The organism is Bounagaea algeriensis (assembly GCF_054491375.1).
Genome location: NZ_CM137102.1, coordinates 3,262,841 through 3,282,201, shown reverse-complemented (window position 1 = coordinate 3,282,201; position 19,361 = coordinate 3,262,841). Strand labels below are relative to the sequence as shown.

The window sequence follows — 19,361 nt, the reverse complement described above, 5'->3', positions numbered from 1 at the left end:
GCCTGGATGCTGCGACGGCACTGGTTGCTGGGGCTGCTGCTGCTCGCGGGGCTGGCGCTTCGGGTGGTGGCGCAGCTGGCCTACCAGCCGGCGCTGCTGTACATCGACTCCTTCCGCTACCTCAACGACCTCGGCGTGTTCTTCCCCGGTGGGCGCAACCCCGTCGGTTACGAGGTGCTGCTGCTGGGGCCGGTGCTGCTGGTGAGCGACCTCGCCGGGGTCGTCGCCGTGCAGCACCTGCTCGGGCTGGCCCTCGGCGTGGGGGTCTACGCGCTGCTGCGGCGCCACGGCGTGCGCACGTGGATCGCCGCGGTGGCCGCCGCACCGGTGCTGCTGGACGGGTACCAGCTGCAGTTGGAGCAGATGGTCATGTCCGATCTGCTGTTCCAGGTGCTGCTGCTGCTCGCGGTGTACGTGCTGACCTGGTGGGGCACTCCCGGGCCGCGGCTGGCGGCGTTAGCGGGCGTGCTGCTCGCCGTGTCCATGATCGTGCGCATCGTCGGCATCACGCTGGTGGTGCCCGCGGTCGTGTTCGTCGTGCTCGCCGCGGGGCTGCGTCCCGCGGACGGCTGGCGGCGACGGTTGCGCGCCGCTGGTGCGCTGGTGCTCGGGTTCGTCGTCGTGGTGGGCGGGTACGGCCTGTACCACCTGGCCTGGACGGGGACGTTCGCCCTGGGCGGCGGCAAGGGCAACGTCCTGTACGGGCGGGCCGCCACCGTCGCGCAGTGCGAGACCCTCGACCTCACCCCGCGGGAGCAGGTGCTGTGCCCGGACGAAACCGTGCCGGAGCGGCAGGCCCAGGGCATCGACTACTACATCCACTTCTACAAGCCGGTCGAGGAGTTCGTCGACGCGCCGGGGGAGGCGTCCTTCACGCAGGCGCAGGACACGTTCGCGCGCAAGGTCCTGCTGCACCAGCCGGGCGAGGTGGTGTACGGCATGGCGCACGACTTCCTCAAGGGCTTCGCGCCGATGCGCACGCAGGTGCCCGGCGACGTTCCCCTGCAGCGCTGGCACTTCCAGACGGAGTACCCGTTCTACGGCGACGAGTGGTACGTCGCCGAATGGGTCGCTGTTGCCGGCGGGGGGCCGATCGCTGTGGACCCCGACCTGGCGGCGTTCCTGCGCGGGTATCAGCTGGGCGGCGGTTACACGCCCGGGGTGCTGCTCGGTGGGATGGGGGTGCTCGCGGTCGTGGCCGTGTGCGGTGCCGGAGCCGCCCGCGGCTCCGGACTGCGGGGTGCGTGTCTTCTCACCGCGGGCCTGGCGGTTACCGTTATCGGCACTGCTGCGGCGATGGAGTTCTCGTGGCGGTACCAGCTGCCCGGGCTGGTGCTGCTGCCGCTCGCCGGGGGGCTCGCGCTCACCGCGGTGACCGGCTACCGCGACCCGCGCGGGCGCCGGGAGGTGCCGACCGCGGCGGCCGGACGTGCGGAAGGGGGAGGAGTGCTGGCGGAGTTCCCGGACGCCGTGGACCGCGCGGCCCTCGACGAGTACGAGCTGAGCCACGGCACGCACCGGTTCGGCCCGGTGGTGGTGGTCATCGCCGCGTACAACGAGCAGGGCGCGATCGGTGACGTGCTCCGACAGCTGCCCGGGCAGTGCCACGGCCTGCCCGTCGAGCCGCTCGTCGTCGTGGACGGGTCCACCGATGCGACGGCCGACGTGGCGCGGCGCTGCGGCGCGCAGGTGTGCGTCGCGCCGGTGAACCGCGGTCAGGGGGCCGCGCTGCGCCTGGGCTATCACCTCGCCGCCACTCGCGGGGCGCAGTACGTCGTCACCACCGACGCGGACGGGCAGTACGACCAGTCCGAGATCGCTGCGCTGCTGCGGCCGCTGATCGCCGACGAGGCCGACTTCGTGACCGGCTCGCGCCGGCTCGGCCGCAACGAGCGCCCGGCGCTGCTGCGCCGCATCGGTACCCACGTGTTCGCCGGCGTGGTCAGCCTGCTCACCGGCAGGCAGATCACCGACACCACGTTCGGGTTCCGCGGCATGAAGGTCGCCGTGCCGATGAGCGTGACGCTGCGGCAGCAGCAGTACCAGGCGTCCGAGCTGCTCATCGGTGTTCTGCTGCGCGGCTACCGGGTCGTGGAGCAGCCGATGACGATGCGCCCGCGCACTGCCGGCGAGAGCAAGAAGGGCGGCGACCTGCTCTACGGCCTCCGGTTCTGCCGAGTGGTGCTTGCGACCTGGTGGCGGGAGAGTCGCACGCGCCGGACCGCGGGCTCGCGGTTCAGCCCGTCGACGACTCCGAGCGCTGCCTACGGTGAGCAGGGAACACGAGATGGTCGATGAGCAGGAACTTCACGACGAAGACCACGGCGTAGGTGCCGATGAAGGCGCCCCAGACGATGGCCACGCGGATGATGTGAGCGTCGAACAGCCGCACCGCGAGCAGTTCCGCGCCGCTGGTGGCCAGGGCCGCCAGCACGGCGGTCGTCACGGATACGGCGGCGAAGCGCAGGATCTCCCCGCGCAGCGCGTCGCGTCCGCCGCCGCCCCACGTGCGCCGGTTCAGCAGGAAGTTGGGGACGGCGCCGGCGAGCTGGGCCAGCACGGTCGCGGCGGCGGGTGCGGCTCCGAGGGCGTAGCTGCAGAGGAAGACGAGCTGGCTGATCGTGGTGGCGACGAGGGACGCCGCGGCGAAGCGCGTGACGAGCCGGCGGTAGCGGTCAGCGCGCCCGCGAGCGGCACCTGCTCCGCCAGGACGCGGCGTGCTGCCGGTGCTGTCCTGCGCCATCATGGTCTCCTCACCATAGGGAGGGTGGGCAGCCGCCGCACCGGAGGGTGCCTACCGGACACGGCTGCGGGGCGGTCCGCGGGGATCGCTCGCACGGGAGCGACAGGGGATGAGATTATCTTCTCGCCTTATCTGATCGGCGAGGTCATATCGGGTGCTCCGGGGAACACGCGCCCGGTGTGTGGGAAGCCGCATTACGACACGGAGGAGTAGGCGTGCGAATTCTCGTTCTCGGGGGGGACGGCTATCTCGGGTGGCCGACCGCTCTCCATCTGTCCGACTGTGGTCACGAGGTCGCGATCGCGGACAACTGCGCGCGGCGCGGTTACGATCACGAGCTCGGTGTGCAGAGCCTGGTGCCGATCGAGCCCATGCGCACGCGCGTGGACGCGTGGCACGAGGTCTCCGGCAAGACCATCAAGAGCTACTACGGGGACCTCGTCGACGACGAGTTCGCCGTGGAGTTGCTGCGTGATTTCCGCCCGGACACGATCGTGCATTTCGCCGAGCAGCGGGCCGCGCCCTACTCCATGATCGACCGCAAGCACGCGGTGTACACGCAGTACAACAACGTGGTCAACACGTTAAATCTGCTGTTCGCCATTCAGCAGGTGGACCCGGAAATCCATCTGGTGAAACTCGGGACGATGGGCGAGTACGGCACCCCGAACATCGACATCGAGGAAGGCTGGCTGGACGTCACCCACAACGGCCGGACCGACCGCGTGCTGTACCCGAAGAAGCCGGGTTCCTTCTACCACCTGAGCAAGGTGCACGACAGCCACAACATCGAGTTCGCCTGCCGCATCTGGAACCTGCGGGCCACGGACCTGAACCAGGGGGTCGTCTACGGTCAGGAGACGCCGCAGACGGTGCGGGACGCCCGCTTGGCCACGCGGTTCGACTACGACGCCGTGTTCGGCACGGTGCTGAACCGCTTCGTCATCCAGGCCGTGCTGGGGCACCCGCTGACCGTCTACGGCAGCGGTGGGCAGACCCGCGGCACGATCGACATCCGCGACACGGTGGAGTGCATCCGCCTGGCCGCGGAGAACCCGGCGGACCGCGGCGAGTTCCGGGTGTTCAACCAGATGACCGAGAGCTTCTCCGTGGAGGAGATCGCCAAGGTCGTGGCCGACAGCCACGACAACGAGGTCAAGATCGAGTACCTGGACAACCCGCGCGTCGAGCAGGGCGAGCACTACTACAACGTGCGGCACACCGGTCTCGTGGACCTGGGCCTGCAGCCGCACCACCTGTCGAACACACTCATCGACTCGCTGTTCGGGGTGGTGGACAAGCACCGGCACCGCGCGGACCTCGCGGCGATGCGTCCGACGGTGAGCTGGCGGACCGCCTCGAGCCCCGTGCGCGAGGACGCCTGAACGACCCGCGGATCCGTCCGGAACGGCCGGACGATCCTCGCGGTGGCCGCGCGGGTCGCTTCGGCGGCCCGCGCGGCCCTCGCTCAGCGGCCCGTGCGGCCACCGCTCACCGGTTGTGCAGCCCGCCAGCAGCAGGACTTTGTCGAGCCGTTGTCCGTTGCGGGTGGACGCACCTGCTGCCGGTATCCGCCGTTCGCGCGCTCGCGCGCCCTCGTGCGCCGGAGCGCGGGCCTCCGGCGCGGAGCAACGGCGTCCACCGCGTGGTGGACTGGAATATTCCATGCCCGCGGGGCAGACTGAGGACGCGGTCGTTGCACGCTTTCGGGTGGCGGCCGGTGGTCACGCGGTACGGGGAGCGGTGTCCCGGGCACGGACGGTGGTTCGGCACCCGGGGCGCCACCGCGGCCGACCCCTCCGAGCCTTTTTCCTTCCGCAGTGGACGTTGCATGTCCTGCGAACATCCTTGTCATCGCGGATTTTTCGCGATCGTTTTCGGCGCGTTGCGCGCTGCCGCCCGGTTCGCCGAGCCGGGTTTCGCCCGATCGGGCAGATTCTCCGAATGGTGCCGTTCCCGGTTGCCGCTACCGCGGCACCGTGATCCGATGTTCACCACAACAGCAACTCTGAGTAGTTGATCTGTTGTCGCACGTGGGCGTGATCTGCATCATCACTGATCAGTTTGCGCTAGCTGATAACTCTCAGCTACTTTCACGGCGCGATATCACGGTTCGGTTACGACAGTGTCTCGATCCCCCGCGAGGCACTCCCGCCTCCCCCGACGGGCAGTGGCCGGCCGTGCCCCCGAAATCGAAAGGTGAACATTGGGCAAGCACCGAATGGAGGCGGACCATCCCCCGACTGGCCGCCTCCACGTCTCCGAGCTGACAGGAACAACCGACGGTGCCCGCGGGCGGTCCTCCGCCTCCCGACGCGTCCGCAATGGACTGCCCGCGCGCAACAAGATCATGGCGGCCGTCGTGGCCACCGGTGCCTTCGCAGCGGTGGGCCAGCCGTTCGCGCACGCCGACAGCGGTTCCGCCGGCGGTGTCGAGCGGCAGGCCCACCAGCAGCAGACCCCCGAGCGGCAGGCCGGAGCCGAACCGCAGCACCAGCTGCGCGACGCGGTCACGGGCAACCAGCACGGCCCGGGCTCGGTGCGGCTGCTCGCGCTGCAGCAGCCTTCCGACGGCGGCTTCGAACTGCAGCGGCTGGTCAAGAGCAAGGCCGTCCAGCAAGAGCGGGAGCGGGCCGAAGCCGAGCGTCGCGCCGAGCAGCAGCGGCAGGCGCAAGCCCAGCGCCGCGCCGAGCAGCAGCGGCAGGCGCAGGCCGAGCAGCGAGCCGCCGCGGAGCAGCAAGCCGCTGCCGAGCAGAGCAGTGCCCAGCAGGGCAGTGCCGAGTTCGTCAAACCCGCGGAGGGTGAACTCACCTCCACGTACGGGATGCGCGGCGGCAGCATGCACAACGGGATCGACCTGGCCAACTCGATCGGCACCCCGATCCACTCCGTCGCCGCCGGCGAGGTCATCAACGCCGGTCCGGCCAGCGGCTTCGGCCAGTGGGTGCGCGTGCAGCACGACGACGGCACGATCACCGTCTACGGACACGTGGATTCGTTCACCGTGAGCGTCGGGCAGCAGGTCGAGGCCGGTGAGCAGATCGCCACGATGGGCAACGAGGGTCAGTCCACCGGCCCGCACCTGCACTTCGAGGTGATCGAGGACGGTTCGAAGATCGACCCGCAGCCGTGGCTGGAGGAGCGCGGCATCACCGTCTGACGGCGCGACCCCGCGGGTGCGCACCTCGCACGAGCGTGCGCACCCGCGTTCGCGGTGCGGTCCGCCCCATCCGCCGTCGACGGGCAGGGCGACTCGCGGACGTCCACACCAAAACGGCTGAACGATGTCCTACTAGCCGGGTGGTGCGCCGCGCCTGCTCAGTCCTCGACCGGCGCCGGAGTCTCCTGCTCGAGCCGCTGCCGCAGCCAGCTGAGCGTGCGGGCCAGCAGCCGGGAGACGTGCATCTGCGAGATGCCCACGTTCTCGGCGATCTGCGTCTGCGTCATCCCGCGGAAGAAGCGCATGAGCACGATCCGGCGCTCCCGCTCGGGCAGCTCCCGCAGCAGCGGGCGGATGACTTCGCGGTTTTCGACCTCGGCCAGCTCGGCGTCATCGCTGCCGATGGCCGAGCCGAGCGGGATCTCGTCGGTGTCGCTGAGCAGCTCGTCCAGTGACGCGCTGCGGTAGGCGTCCCCGGCCTCGATCCCCCGATAGACCTCGTGGGTGCTCAGCCCGAGGTGGGTGGCGATCTCGCTGGGTGCGGGGGCGCGCCCGAGGTTCTGCGAGAGCGTGGCGATCGCGGCGGACACGGACAGGTGCAGTTCCTGCAGGCGCCGCGGCATCCGCACGGCCCATCCCGTGTCCCGGAAATGCCTGCGCACCTCACCCATGATCGTGGGGACCGCGTAGGACAGGAAGTCCACCCCGCGGCTCGAGTCGAAGCGGTCGACCGCGTTGATCAACCCGAGAGTGGCGACCTGCATGAGATCCTCGTGCGACTCCCCGCGGTGGCTGAAGCGACGCGCGATGTGCTCGGCCACCGGCAGGTGCTCGGTCACGAGCCGGTCCCGCAGTTCCTCGTAACGCGGATTCTGCCTGTCCAGGCTCGACAGCTCTGTGAACAGAGGGGCCAGTTCGTCGTACCGATCGTCGCGCGAGTGAACAGGTGGTTCCGAATCCGCTCGCTTCACACCTGCGCCGTCCGTCCCTTGGTCAGCTCGATACGTACCTGGTGCCGACCGTTGATGCTGGTGTCGGCCTCAACCGAGGTTGACACACTCTCGGCCAACGCGCTGAGCACGCGCCAGCTGAACGTGTCCTTGCGCGGTCCGTAGCTGTCTTCGCTGGCCACTTCGGCGCTGATGGACAGGCTGTCCTCCCAGGTGCGGAACCGGCAGTGCAGCTGGGTGTCGCTGATCGCCAGCCGCACCAGGGAGGAACAGGCTTCGTCGACGGCGAGTCGCAGGTCGGCGACGGAGTCGACGTCGAAATCGGCGCGCATCGCGAGGTCGGCGGCAACCGCCCGCAGCACCGGCAGCTGCGTCGGGTCCGCGGCCACCCGGACCTCGACGAGGTTCGTCGCCGCCTCCGGCTCGACCTGCACGGTCTCCCCTTCCACGCTCATTCCCGGGCCACCTCTACCTCGGTCGTGGCGAAGGTGCTCACGCACCTCACTCGCAGTCATCTGGTACCCACCGTAAACATCGAACAAACGAAGATCGCGCACTCCGTTCGCCGATTCCGCGCCACATGATCCACGCCGAGCGGCCCGAGTTGAAGCCGGGCGCGCTGAACGCCCGCCCGGCAGGTGTCACACCAGGGTGATCCAGAAGTTCCAGAACCGCTGCAGGATCAGCACGACGATCACCAAGAACCACACCGCCAGCACCAGGCTGTGGAACCGGGTCAGCGCCTCGCCCGCGGCGCGGCCGCCGCCGAAGTGCCCGGCGCGCAGGTTGTGCAGCGTCGTGTACCAGAAGAGCGGGATGACCACGACCCACACGACCATGCAGTAGGGGCACAGTGCCCCGATGTCGTACAGCGAGCTCCAGATCAGCCAGTGGATGAACACCAGGGCCAACGTCGTGCCCACCTGCATGCCCAACCAGAACCACCGGGGAGCGGTGTAGCCGGACAGCAGGGCCACGCCCGCGGTGACGACCACCGGAAACGCGGCGATCCCGATCAGCGGGTTCGGGAACCCGAACAGCGCGGCCTGCGAGCTGTCCATCACCGAACCGCAGGAGACGACCGGGTTGATGCTGCACGAGGGCACGTAGTCCGAGTTCGTCAGCGACCGCAGCTTCTCGAAGATCAGCGCGAACGCGGACACCAGTCCGATCGCGCCGCCGATCACGTACAGCCAGCCGAGCCCTGCCGGCCGCGCCGGCGGCGCGGCCGGCGCGGAGCTCGGGCGGGCGGCTCTCGTCGCCGTGTCCGCGGTCACTGCTGCAACTCCTGGTCCAGCCGGTCGCTGAAGGACTGCTTCAGCTGCTGGAAGTTCTGCGCCTGCGGTTCGAACCTCTCGCCGTTGATGAACAGCGTCGGCGTGCCGGTGACCTGGGCCTGCTCGGAGTCGGCGACGTCGTCGTCGATGCGCTGGTCGACCTGGTCGGAGCGGCGGTCGGAGTTGAACCGCTGCATGTCCAGGCCGATGTCCTGCGCGAACTGCGTGAACTGCTGGTTCGCGCGCGCGGTGTCGCCCGAGGGCTTGCCGTTCGCGCCGATCGCCCAGGACTGGTAGTTGTCGAACAGCTGGTGGTACATCTCCCTGAACTTGCCCTGCATCGCCGCGGCTTCGGCGGCCTGCGCGGCCGGGCGCGCCAGCGGGTGGGCCTGCTCCATCGGCTTGTTCCGCGCGACGAAAGTGATCCTGCCCTCGTACTCCTGCTCGATCTGCTTGGTCAGCCCCCGGTAATACTGGTAGCAGGCGGGGCACTGGTAGTCGAGGAACTCGGTGACGACGACCTTGTCGTCCTGCGAGTCGAGGATCTTGTTCGCGTTCGGCGGGTTGAGCACTTCGGAGGAAACGGTATCGCCGTTCGCGCCGCCTCCCCGGTTGAACAGCAGAATGCCACCGATCACCAGCACCGCGATCACCACGACGACCACGGTCAGGAGGATGTTGGTGGACAAGCCGCTCTTCTGCGTCAGCGGATTCGTCTTCTTCGGCATCGAGGCTGCACCTTCGTCTGTCGGCTCGCGAGGACGTGCACGCGGGGTGACAAGAGCACGTTCAGTCTCGCGCACTCACCTGTTCGGGTATGGCACTGGGGTGTGTTTTCACAGGGGATGCACAGGAAAATCACAGAAAAACGGATTCGGGGGAGGAACGGGCTCGCCGCGCGTTCCGCGCTCCGCCGCGCGAGCCGGCGGGCGACCGCGGAACGTGGCGGGCCGCTCGATGGCCGCTGTGCTCGACGTGGCCGCTGTGGCCGCTGTGCCCGTTGTGGCGACCGTTGCCGGGGTGCTGGACCAGTTGCCGGGGCGCTGTGACCAGTTGTGGTGACCAGTTGTGGTGACCGGTTGCTGGGCGCGGCGACCGCGAGCCGCCCGTCCGGGCGCTGTCCGGAGCTGCCGCGCCACCCCGCGTTCGGCGCGCTGCCAGCGCGGTGCGCACGAGCGGATCTCGGCGGTGCCGACCGGTATCGTGGACGGGGTGAGAGCGGAGCGTGCGAACGAGCAGTACGCCGGTGATGACGCGGACGCCGGTGCCGTGGTCGGTGCGGCAGCTGGTCTCGCCCGCCCGGACGGTGTGACCCACGCGCTCGCCGCGGCTCGGCTGGACGACGTGGAACCGCTGACCGAGCAGCTCATGGCGGCGATCTTCACCGACAACCCGGAGTGGACGGACTACAGCCCGGTCCCCCGCGAAGAGCTGTGGGAGGGCTGCCTGCACTACCTGGAGCGGGTGCTGCAGATCCTCTCCGGCGAGGCCGGCGGTCCCGAGGGCGACGACGTGGCCGCCGAGATCGGGCGGCGCCGTGCCGAGCAGGGCGTGCCGCTGGAGGTCATGCTGCGCACCTTCCGCCTCGGCGGGCGCATCGTCTGGGAGGCGCTCGTAGAACAGGCCCACCGGGACGGCGCCGATCCGGACGCGGTGCTCGGCGTCGCCACGGCGATGTGGACCGTGATCGACGGGCTGTCCTCGACGCTGTCCACCGCCTATCGCACCACGGAGCTGGAACGGCTGCGCCGCAACGACCAGCGCCGCCACGCCCTGGTCGAGGACCTGCTCAGCGGGCGCGCCCGGGACACGGCGTTCGCGCAGCGCACGGCCAAGGAGCTCGACCTCCCCACCGGCGGCCGCTACCTCGCCGTGGTGGCGGAGATGTGCGGTGACGGCGGATTCGCCCTGCGCGGCCAGCAGGACGCGCTGGCGGCGGTGCACGTCCGCTCGGTCTGGCAGGTGCGCGCCGACACGCTCGTCGGGCTGGTCGCCCTGGAGCAGCGGGAGCCGCAGCAGGCGCTCGACGTGCTGCGGCCGCTCGCCCGCGGACGCGTGGGCGTGTCCGCGCAGGTGCGCGGACTGGCCGAGGTGGGGCTGGCGCACCAGCTCGCGCTGACCGCGCTCGGCACCCAGTCCTACGGCGACGTGGGGCTGGTGACGTTGGAGGAGCGCTTTCCGGAGGCCCTGCTGGTGCAGTCGCCGGACCTGGCCCAGCGGCTGCTGGAGTCCCTGCTCGGTCCGGTGCTGCGGTTGCCGGTCAAGGAGCGCGAGATGCTGCTGAACACGCTCAGCGCCTGGCTGGAGGAGAACTGCTCCACCGCGAACGCGGCTGTGCGGCTGCACTGCCACCGCAACACGGTGCTCAACCGCCTCAACCGCATCACCTCCCTCGTGGGGCAACCGCTGCACGGGCGCGCCGCTTACGTTTCGCTGTCGCTGGCCCTGTCGGCGCTGCGGCTGCGGGAGTGAACCGCCCGCAGGAGTTCATCCGCGGCGCACCGCCCGAGCTGCGGTGGGGCTGAGGACTCCCGCCTGCGCGGGTGCGGGAGGCAGACGCCCAGCGGTGCGGCGGCCCCTCCGTGCGCGGACGGTGGCGGGTCGGCGACGTGTCGGATCCGGCCCGGGCTGAATGTGCGGGTTGCACAGTTGCGTGTCCCGAACTCTGGGCGAACGGGCATGGCGCGCACGTGGGCGTTGTCACGACACTCGTGCCCGAGGATCGCCCCGGTGACACCGGGGTGAAGCGCAAGCCACGCGCGCGGGACACAAAGGAGCACAGCGAAGTGCAGGAGTTCGACCTTCTCGTGGTCGGCGGCGGACCCGGCGGGTACGTCGCCGCTATCCGGGCCGCGCAGCGCGGCCTGTCGGTCGGGGTCGTGGAGAAGGAGCGGCCCGGCGGTGTGTGCCTGAACTGGGGATGCATTCCGACCAAGGCGATGCTGCGCTCGGCCGAGGTGTACGAAACAGTGCTGCACGCGGCCGAGTTCGGTGTGCAGGTCGACGGCGTCAGCCTCGACTACGGCACGGTCACCAAGCGCAAGGACAGCGTCGTCAAGGGCCTCACCGACGGTGTGGCCGGCCTGCTCAAGGCCAACGGCGTCACCGTGATCGACGGCCACGCCCGGTTCACCGGAGCCACCACGGTGGACGTCCACGAGATCGGCGAGCCCGAGCTCGGCCCCGACGGCCCGCGCTACGCGACCGAGCCCACCGGCTCCGCGAAGGAGCGGGTCAGCGCCACCGACGTGATCATCGCGACCGGGTCCGTTCCGGTCCACCTGCCGCTTCCCGGCGCGGACCTGCCCGGGGTGATCACATCGGACGGTGCGTTCGGGCTCGACGAGGTGCCGCGGCGCATCGCCGTCATCGGCGGCAGCGCGGTCGGCGCCGAGTGGGCGAGCCTGTTCTCCTCGCTCGGCAGCGAGGTCAGCCTCATCGAGATGCAGTCCACCCTGGTGCCCGCCGAGGACGTCGAGGTGGGCAAGGCCCTCGGCCGTTCGTTCAGCAAGCGCGGCATCAAGGTGCTCACCGACGCCACGGTTTCGCGCATCGACGAGGGCGAGGACGGCCTGCGGGTCTCCGTCGACGGCAAGAAGTCGCAAACGGTGGACGCCGACGTGGTGCTCGTCGGCGTGGGGCGCAAGCCGAACACCGCCCAGCTGGATCTCGCCGCGGCCGGGGTGGCCACCGACGAGCGCGGTTTCGTCCCAGTGGACGGCGCGCTGCGCACCAACGTCGAGCACGTCCACGCGATCGGTGACGTCACCGGCAAGGCGCTGCTGGCGCACGTGGCCTCGCACCAGGGCGTGGTGGCGGCCGAGACGATCGCCGGCAACCACGCGGCGATCGACTACGGCGTCATCCCCGCGGCGACGTTCACCCACCCCGAGATCGCCACCGTCGGGCTGACCGAGGCCCAGGCGACCGAAGCGGGCCACGAGGTCGTCACCGCCCGGTTCCCGTTCGCCGCGCTCGGGCGGTCGCAGACCTACGGCGACACCGAAGGGTTCATGAAGATCGTCGCCGGCAAGCAGTACGGCGAGGTCCTCGGCGTGCACATCATCGGCCCGCAGGCCAGTGATCTGATCACCGAGGGCGCGCTGGCGCTCACGCTCGAGGCCACGTTGGACGAACTGGCCGACACCGTCCACGCCCACCCCACGCTCGGCGAGGTCGGCATGGAGGCATCGATGGCCGCGCTGGGACTTCCCGTCCACACCGCGCCGGCCAAGAAACGCTGAGGCGAGCTCATCGAAAGGGAGCGATCCGAGATGGCACAGACGGCTACTCGCAGCAAACCGTCCTCCACCCGCTCGAAGAGCCGCCGCAGCGGCTCGCCCGCCCGCTCCGGCGGCCGGTTCACCGGTGAGTCGCCGGAGATGCTGCAGGACTACTACCGGCAGATGGCGCTGATCCGGCGGTTCGAGGAGCGCGCCGCGCAGGGCTACACCCAGGCCAAGATCGGCGGCTACTGCCACCTCAACCTCGGTGAGGAAGCCACCGTCGTGGGGCTGATGCGCACGCTGCGCAAGAGCGACCTGCTGTTCACCAACTACCGCGAGCACGGCTACGCCATCGCCAAGGGCATCGAACCCGGCCGCGTGATGGCCGAGCTGTACGGCCGCACCACCGGCACCTCCAAGGGCTGGGGCGGTTCGATGCACATGTTCGATGTGGACAACGGCCTGCTCGGCGGGTACGGCATCGTCGGCGGCCAGATCCCGCTGGCCACCGGTGCCGCGATGGCCGTGGACTACCGGGGCGGCGACCAGGTCGTGATGTGCCAGATGGGCGACGGCACGACCAACATCGGCGCGTTCCACGAAGCCCTGAACATCGCCTCGCTGTGGAACCTGCCGGTCGTGTTCGTCGTGGTGAACAACCAGCTCGGCATGGGCACCACAGTGGACCGCTCCTCGGCCGAACCGGAGCTGTTCAAGCGCGGCGAGGCCTTCCGCATGGAGGGCGAGCGCGTCGACGGCACCGACGTGCTGGCGGTGCGCGACGCGTCCAACCGGCTCGTCGAGAAGGCCCGCAACGGCGGAGGACCGGTGCTGCTGGAGACGGTGAGCGACCGGATGAAGGGCCACTCGGTCGTCGACCCGCAGAAGTACCGGGACGAGGAGGACGCCGCGAGGGCCCGCGAATCCGACCCGGTGGCGAAGTTCCGCGCCGAACTGGTCGAGGCCGGCGTCCTCGACGAGGACACCGCGGTGCAGATCGAGAACGCGGCGGAGGCCGAGGCGGACGAGGCCGTCGCGTTCGCCGACGAGAGCCCGCACCCGGACCCGGCCACGTTGTTCGACCACACCTACGCCACGCCGGTGGACAACGATTCCCGGCGCTTGCCCGCGGACCCGGTGTTCTGAAAGCGCCGAGCGCCGCCAGCACCGCGCCCGCCCGTTCGCACCCGTCCGGCCGAACGGCGGGGCGCGCGACCGTCCACTCGCAACGACACCGCGGGCCGCGCGCGCACCGCGCCGGCCCGCGGCCCGTCCTGTTCAGGAGAACGATCTTGGCCGTCATCACGTACCGCCAAGCGTTGCACGACACGCTTCGCGAAGAAATGCTCAAAGATGAGGAGGTCTTCCTCATCGGCGAGGAAATCGGGGTCTTCGAGGGCTCCTACAAGATCACCGCCGGATTGCTGCAGGAATTCGGCGAGAAGCGGGTGCGCGACACCCCGATCGCCGAGGAGGGCTTCGTCGGCGCTTCGGTCGGCGCCGCCATGATGGGCCTGCGTCCCGTCGTGGAGCTGATGACGATCAACTTCTCGCTGCTGGCGCTGGACCAGATCGTCAACCACGCGGCGAAGATCTACGGCATGTTCGGCGGGCAGACCAGCGTGCCGATGGTGATGCGCACGCCCGGCGGCGGCGGGCAGCAGCTGGGCGCGACCCACTCGCAGAACATCGAGCTGTACTACGCGTTCGTGCCGGGCCTGAAGGTCGTCGCGCCGTCCACGCCGGCCGAGGCCAAGTCGCTGCTGCTGGCGTCCATCCGGGACAACGACCCGGTGCTGTTCCTGGAGAACCTCGCGCTGTACAACACCAAGGGCGAGGTGCCGGACGCGGTCGAACCGGCCGAGATCGGCAAGGCGAAGGTCGCGCGGCAGGGCAGCGACATCACGATCATCGGCTACTCGCGCATGGCGGTGATCGCCGACCAGGTCGCGGACAAGCTGGCCGAGGAAGGCATCAACGCCGAGGTGATCGACCTGCGGAGCCTGCGGCCGCTGGACCGGCGGACGCTGGTGGAGTCGGTGCGCAAAACCGGGTGCGCCGTCATCGCCGAGGACGACTGGCTGACGTACGGTATCGGAGCGGAAGTCGCCGCTTCCATCTCGGACGGTGCGTTCGACCACCTCGACGCGCCCGTGCGGCGCGTGGCCTCGGCCGAGGTCCCGCTGCCCTACGCGAAACCGTTGGAGCGCGCCGCACTGCCTTCCGCGGACTCGTTGATCGAGGCCGCGCACCAGACACTGGACGCCGTTGGGCACCGCCGCTGAAGCCCTTTTCGCTGCCGAGGAATAGTCGATGACCGAGATCCAAATGCCGAGGCTCTCCGACACGATGGAGGAGGGCGTCATCTCGTCCTGGCGCAAGCAGGTCGGGGACGCGGTCGACCGCGGAGACGTGTTGGCCGATATCGAGACGGACAAAGCCGTCATGGAAATGGAAGCCTACGACGCCGGCGTGCTGGAGAAGATCCTCGTCGAGGAGGGCGCGACGACGCCGATCGGCACGCCCATCGCCGTGCTCGGCGACGGTTCGGGCGCGGCGGCCGAGGCCGCGGCCGGCGGTGGGGGGACCGCATCGGCCGCGCAGGCCGGGGAGCCCGCCGGGCAGGCGGAGGAACCCGCCGCGCAGCCCACCGCCGCTGCGCAGGAGCAGCCCGCCCCGGCCGCCGCGTCCGAACAGGGCCAGGAGCAGACCGGTGCGCAGCCGGTCAACGGGCACAAGCCGAAGGCTTCGCCGCTGGCCAAGGCGATCGCCCGGGAGCAGGGCGTGGACCTGAGCACGGTGCAGGGCACCGGTCCGGGCGGGCGCATCATCCGCGTCGACGTGGAAGCCGCGGCGAGTGCTTCGGCGGCCTCGGCCCCGGCTGCGGCTCCGGCGGCGGAAGCCCCGGCCGCGCAGCCGCAGTCGCAGGCCGCACCGCAGCAGGCGGCCGACGAGGACGTCGAGGAGGTGCCGCTGAACCAGATCCGCAAGGTCACGGCCAAGCGGCTCACCGAGAGCAAGCAGAACGCGCCGCACTTCTACCTGACCAGCGCGGTCGACGTCACCGACCTGAGCGCGTTCCGCGCGGACCTCAACGCGCGGCTGCAGGCCGTCGGCGGCGGCAAGGTCAGCATGAACGACCTGGTCGTCAAGGCCGTGGCCGGTTCGCTGCGGGCGCACCCGGCGGTGAACTCCTCCTTCGCCGGGGACAAGATCCTGCAGCACAAGCGGGTCCACCTCGGTGTGGCCGTGGCGATCGACTCCGGTCTGGTGGTGCCGGTCGTGCGCGACGCGGACCGCAAGAGCGTCTCGCAGATCGCCGAGGAGAGCCGGGAACTGGCCGGGCGCGCCCGCGAGGGCAAGCTCAAACCGGACGAGATGTCCGGCGGCACGTTCTCGATCTCGAACCTGGGCATGTTCGGGGTGGAGCAGTTCTCCGCGGTGATCAACCCGCCGGAGGCGGGGATCCTCGCCGTGGGCGCGGCCAAGGACGAGGTGCAGGTGCGCGACGGCGAGTTCGTCGCCCGCTCGATCCTGCGGGTGACGCTCTCGGCCGACCACCGCGCGGTGGACGGCGCGGTCGGTGCGGCGTTCCTGCAGCACCTCACCGCGCTGCTGGAGGACCCGGTCCGGATCGTGGCCTGACCCCGAGCGGCCCTCGTCGTGCGGCGGCGCCGACGCCCCGCGCAGGACGACCCCTCCCGCGATGACGAGCCTCTCGCGGGAGGGGTCTTTTTTCGCCCGGTACCGGCCTAGGAAGTGTTTCAAATGTTGTTTGCGTAGCGAGGTCGGTGGCGGAACCTCAGCGCTTCCCTGGACTGCGGGTGCCCCTCCTCATGTAGCCACCTACACAGCGTCGGGACCGTCCTCGCCAGGAAAACGCTGAGAACCCGCGGGCACTGTCGTTGCTCGGATGACGGCAGAAAACAGTGACTGCACCGCTTATGAAACAGGCCGTAGCAGCGATGACCGGCGGGGCAGCAGGGGCGGTGGGCAGGTCTCAGCGCAGCGCCGTCGAGAGCTTCTCCGGCAGCCGTTCGAGCACCCACGGGATGCTGGAGACGGTGGCCGAGCCCAGCGCCATGGTCAGGTCGTAGTCGTCCAGCAGCACCAGCGATCCCCGCCGGGCCGCCGGCAGGTTGTGCAGCAGCGGGTCCTTGCGCACGGTTTCCACGTCCGTGGGCTGCGCGGTGGTCACCACGACGACGTCGGCGTCCAGCAGCGAGACCTGCTCCTTGGAGACCTTGACGTTGAACTCGCCGCCGTCGTCGAGCCGCTGGATCGCCGGGGACAGCTGCAAACCGAGCTGTTCCAGCAGCGCGGTGCGCGCGTCCTGCCGCGTGTAGGCCGCGTAGGTGCCTTGGGCGTCGGTGCGCACGGTCACGTGCGTCCGCCCCTCGAACTCGGGGTGCTGCTGCCGGGTCCGGTCGATCGCGCCCTGCGTGTCGGTGATGAGGCGGGAGGTCTCGTCGCCCATGCCGAGGGCCTTGCCGATGATCTCGGTCTGCTGCTTCCACGGCACGCCGTAGTCGATGCTCTCCGGCGGTTGGGCGAGCACCGGGTTGAACGAGCTCAACCGCTGGTACTCGTCGCGCGTGAGCGCGCTCTGCACGCCGACCATGAGGTGCGGTTCGAGTCCGATGACCCCTTCCAGGTCGAGTTCGCTGCCGAACAGGCGCGGCTCCTCGCCGCCGTTGGCGAGCTGCTCGTCGAGTGCGTCCTGCACCCACGGGCCGACGCCGCTGTCCCACGGGCCCCACTGGGTCAGACCGGCGGGCAGGACGCCGAGCGGGAGCAGCACGTCGTGGTCGGTGATGCCGAGGCTGGCGATCGTGCGCGGTTTGCCGGGGATCTCCGCCGTGCCGTAGCGGTTCGGGATCCGCACCGGAAAGCCCGGTCCTCCCCGGGGCGCGTCGCCGGAGCCGCTGCCACCTCCCGCGCAGGACGCGAGGCCCGCGGCGGTAGCGCCGACGGCTCCGGCGAGGAACCCGCGACGGCTGAGGGAGGGAACCGAGGCGCGCGCCGCCCTCGCTGAGGAAAGACTCATCACCGCATCCTTCTGCGTCGATCTACTCGAAAAGCAAGGCTAACCTTAATAACCGGGCGCGGGGGAGCCCAATCCGGTTGAGCGGGCGGTGAGGGGGATCACGACCGCGCCGGCGGCGTGGCGGCTCGGCTGTGGATCGAGCAGCGGCGAACCGGGCGGCTGTGAACCGGGCTGGCGAACCGATCGGCGGCGAACCGCTCACGATGCGTCAGCGCACGAGTACCGTGGGATGCGGCGCCACGCGATGCACCCGGAGGCCGTCATGAACGACGAGGGCGTGTTCGAACGACGCTGGCAGCTCACCGAGGACGAACTCCTGCGGCTGCTGTGGGAGTGCCACGCTGGTGAGAACCCGGACGTGGCGCTGCTGCGGCTGCACGCCTCGCGTCCGGCGGAGCAGGACTGGGGGCGCACCCGGGCGCGCAGCGGTGCCGGAGCGACGCGCGTGACCCGCCACGTGCGCCGCACCCGCCGCGTGTCCAGGTGACGCCTCGCTTCTCCGCAGCGGCGGGTCCTGGTGGTATTAGAGTCGACCCCGTGCGACGCGAACCCACCACGCCCGACGGCTCGTACCTGCGCTCGGTCAGCGAGGCCACCGAGCGGGCGGCCGCCGAGGCCGAGCCCATCGCCTCCGCCTTCGCGGGTGTGTCCGAGGCCACGCGGTCCGCGGTCGAACGCTGGCTCGACCGGCACGCCGCGGAGCTCGTGCAGCTCAGCCACACCGTCCACGACCACCCGGAGGAAGCCTTCGGCGAAACCGAGGCGGCCGCCCGCATCGCCGACGTGCTGCGGCACTACGGCTGCCCCGTGGACACCGGGGTCGGCGGGTTGGACACGGCGCTGCGCGCCGAGGTGGGCAGCGGGCACCCGCACGTGGCCGTGCTCGCCGAGTACGACGCGCTGCCCGGCATCGGGCACGGCTGCGGGCACAACATCATCGCCGCCAGCGGTGTCGGCGGATTCCTCGGTGCGGCCACGGCCGTGGACGACCTGGGCGGTCGGATCAGCCTCGTCGGCACCCCGGCCGAGGAGGGCGGTGGCGGCAAGGAGCTGCTGGCCCGCGAGGGCGTCTTCGACGACGTCGACGCCGTGGTGATGCTGCACCCGTTCTCGCACGACATCGGCGCGCACCCGTTCACCGGCCGCCGCCAGGTCGAGGTCGTGTTCCACGGCATCGCCGCGCACGCCGCCGCGGAACCGTTCATGGGACGCAACGCGCTGGACGCGCTGGTGGCGACCTACCAGGGCGTGGCCGCGCTGCGGCAGCACCTGCCGCCGCCGGACCGCGTGCACGGGGTGATCACCGACGGCGGGCGGCGTCCGAACGTGGTTCCGGAGCGGGCGGCCGGGCTGTTCTACCTGCGCTCGTCCGAACTGGGGGCGCTGCAGGACCTGGCCGCGCGGTTCACGGCCATCGCGGACGGCGCTGCCGAAGCCACCGGCTGCGGCGTCGAACTGCGCTGGGACCCGCAACCGGGCTACCTGCCCATCCGGCACAACCACGCCCTCGTCGGCCGGTGGGCCCAGCACCAGCGGCGCCGCGGGCGGACCGCGCTGCCGCAGGGCGTCGTGCCCGAGTACCTCACAGGCTCGACCGATCTCGGCAACCTGAGCCACCGCCTCCCGGCGATCCACCCGATGCTCGGTCTCGCGGGCGAAGGGCTCGCCCTGCACACGCAGAACTTCGCCACCGCCGCCCGCGGCGAGTCCGGCGACCGGGCCGTCGTCGACGGCGCCGTGGGCCTGGCGCTGACCGCGTTGGACTACCTCGCCGACGAGCAGCTGCGCGGGGCGGTGGACGCGGAGTTCCGCGCCGCGGGGAGAGTGGATCCCGCCACCGTTTTCGACGCGTGATCCGCGGCCCGCGACCGGCTCGCGGCAGGAATGACGGACCTGCCCGTGTCGCGGTGCGGCCGCTGCGCAGGAAACCCCGCCCCGACCGCAAGATTGAGTGCCTG

16 protein-coding genes are annotated in these 19,361 nt (G+C 70.5%); 10 read left to right on the top strand and 6 right to left on the bottom strand.

The features are described from left to right. Positions 1-6: 6 nt before the first annotated feature. Positions 7-2,298, top strand: coding sequence for a glycosyltransferase family 2 protein (locus ACVGV2_RS14940; RefSeq protein WP_459162978.1), 2,292 nt, complete (start codon positions 7-9; stop codon positions 2,296-2,298). Here the strand turns inward: ACVGV2_RS14940 and ACVGV2_RS14935 are convergent. After that, entirely contained in the window at positions 2,237-2,746 is a 510-nt protein-coding gene (locus ACVGV2_RS14935; RefSeq protein WP_459162977.1) for a GtrA family protein, read from the bottom strand. The two genes, ACVGV2_RS14940 and ACVGV2_RS14935, sit on opposite strands and share 62 nt — an antisense overlap. A 212-nt stretch (positions 2,747-2,958) precedes the next feature. Between ACVGV2_RS14935 and ACVGV2_RS14930 the strand changes: the two genes are divergently transcribed. Both ACVGV2_RS14930 and ACVGV2_RS14925 read left to right on the top strand, forming a co-directional pair. Beyond that, on the top strand, positions 2,959-4,128 hold the full coding sequence (locus ACVGV2_RS14930) for an NAD-dependent epimerase/dehydratase family protein (protein WP_459162976.1): 1,170 nt from the start codon (positions 2,959-2,961) through the stop codon (positions 4,126-4,128). Between the two features lie 977 nt (positions 4,129-5,105). Beyond that, complete coding sequence (locus ACVGV2_RS14925) at positions 5,106-5,903, top strand: M23 family metallopeptidase (RefSeq protein WP_459162975.1); 798 nt, start codon at positions 5,106-5,108, stop codon at positions 5,901-5,903. 158 nt (positions 5,904-6,061) lie between these two features. Here the strand turns inward: ACVGV2_RS14925 and ACVGV2_RS14920 are convergent, their stop codons facing one another. From ACVGV2_RS14920 to ACVGV2_RS14905, 4 genes are all read right to left on the bottom strand, one after another. Continuing rightward, a complete protein-coding gene (locus ACVGV2_RS14920; RefSeq protein ID WP_459162974.1) occupies positions 6,062-6,874 on the bottom strand; it encodes an RNA polymerase sigma factor SigF in 813 nt (270 codons plus the stop codon). Beyond that, positions 6,871-7,308 carry an ATP-binding protein gene (locus ACVGV2_RS14915; protein ID WP_459162973.1) on the bottom strand — a complete coding sequence of 146 codons (438 nt, stop codon included), beginning with the start codon at positions 7,306-7,308 and terminating at the stop codon, positions 6,871-6,873. The genes ACVGV2_RS14920 and ACVGV2_RS14915 overlap by 4 nt, the downstream gene beginning before the upstream one ends. A gap of 186 nt (positions 7,309-7,494) precedes the next feature. Further along, positions 7,495-8,130, bottom strand: coding sequence for a vitamin K epoxide reductase family protein (locus tag ACVGV2_RS14910; RefSeq protein ID WP_459162972.1), 636 nt, complete (start codon positions 8,128-8,130; stop codon positions 7,495-7,497). Then, positions 8,127-8,858 carry a DsbA family protein gene (locus ACVGV2_RS14905; protein WP_459162971.1) on the bottom strand — a complete coding sequence of 244 codons (732 nt, stop codon included), beginning with the start codon at positions 8,856-8,858 and terminating at the stop codon, positions 8,127-8,129. Before ACVGV2_RS14905 ends, ACVGV2_RS14910 begins: the two co-directional genes overlap by 4 nt. Positions 8,859-9,498: 640 nt before the next feature. On the opposite strand from ACVGV2_RS14905, the gene ACVGV2_RS14900 reads away from it, so the two are divergent. The 5 genes from ACVGV2_RS14900 to ACVGV2_RS14880 all read left to right on the top strand — a co-directional run bounded on the left by ACVGV2_RS14900 (position 9,499) and on the right by ACVGV2_RS14880 (position 16,001). Beyond that, the gene (locus tag ACVGV2_RS14900) at positions 9,499-10,602 is read left to right on the top strand and encodes a PucR family transcriptional regulator (protein WP_459166004.1); all 1,104 of its coding nucleotides are present in this window, start codon (positions 9,499-9,501) and stop codon (positions 10,600-10,602) included. Between the two features lie 314 nt (positions 10,603-10,916). Next, positions 10,917-12,374 (top strand): dihydrolipoyl dehydrogenase, encoded by a 1,458-nt coding sequence (gene lpdA / locus ACVGV2_RS14895; protein WP_459162970.1) that lies wholly within the window; start codon positions 10,917-10,919, stop codon positions 12,372-12,374. A 30-nt stretch (positions 12,375-12,404) separates the two neighbouring features. Further along, positions 12,405-13,502, top strand: coding sequence for a pyruvate dehydrogenase (acetyl-transferring) E1 component subunit alpha (gene pdhA, locus ACVGV2_RS14890; RefSeq protein WP_459162969.1), 1,098 nt, complete (start codon positions 12,405-12,407; stop codon positions 13,500-13,502). Positions 13,503-13,648: 146 nt separating this feature from the next. Next, positions 13,649-14,641: an alpha-ketoacid dehydrogenase subunit beta gene (locus ACVGV2_RS14885; RefSeq protein ID WP_459162968.1), complete on the top strand. Its 993-nt coding sequence runs from the start codon at positions 13,649-13,651 to the stop codon at positions 14,639-14,641. A gap of 28 nt (positions 14,642-14,669) precedes the next feature. Further along, positions 14,670-16,001, top strand: coding sequence for a pyruvate dehydrogenase complex dihydrolipoamide acetyltransferase (locus ACVGV2_RS14880; RefSeq protein WP_459162967.1), 1,332 nt, complete (start codon positions 14,670-14,672; stop codon positions 15,999-16,001). A gap of 355 nt (positions 16,002-16,356) precedes the next feature. Here the strand turns inward: ACVGV2_RS14880 and ACVGV2_RS14875 are convergent, their stop codons facing one another. Beyond that, entirely contained in the window at positions 16,357-17,403 is a 1,047-nt protein-coding gene (locus ACVGV2_RS14875; RefSeq protein WP_459162966.1) for an ABC transporter substrate-binding protein, read from the bottom strand. Positions 17,404-17,632: 229 nt separating this feature from the next. Here ACVGV2_RS14875 and ACVGV2_RS14870 point away from each other — a divergent pair, with 229 nt between their 5' ends. Continuing rightward, positions 17,633-17,890 (top strand): hypothetical protein, encoded by a 258-nt coding sequence (locus tag ACVGV2_RS14870; protein ID WP_459162965.1) that lies wholly within the window; start codon positions 17,633-17,635, stop codon positions 17,888-17,890. 50 nt (positions 17,891-17,940) lie between these two features. Continuing rightward, complete coding sequence (locus tag ACVGV2_RS14865) at positions 17,941-19,257, top strand: M20 family metallopeptidase (protein ID WP_459162964.1); 1,317 nt, start codon at positions 17,941-17,943, stop codon at positions 19,255-19,257. The last annotated feature ends 104 nt before the right edge of the window (positions 19,258-19,361 follow it).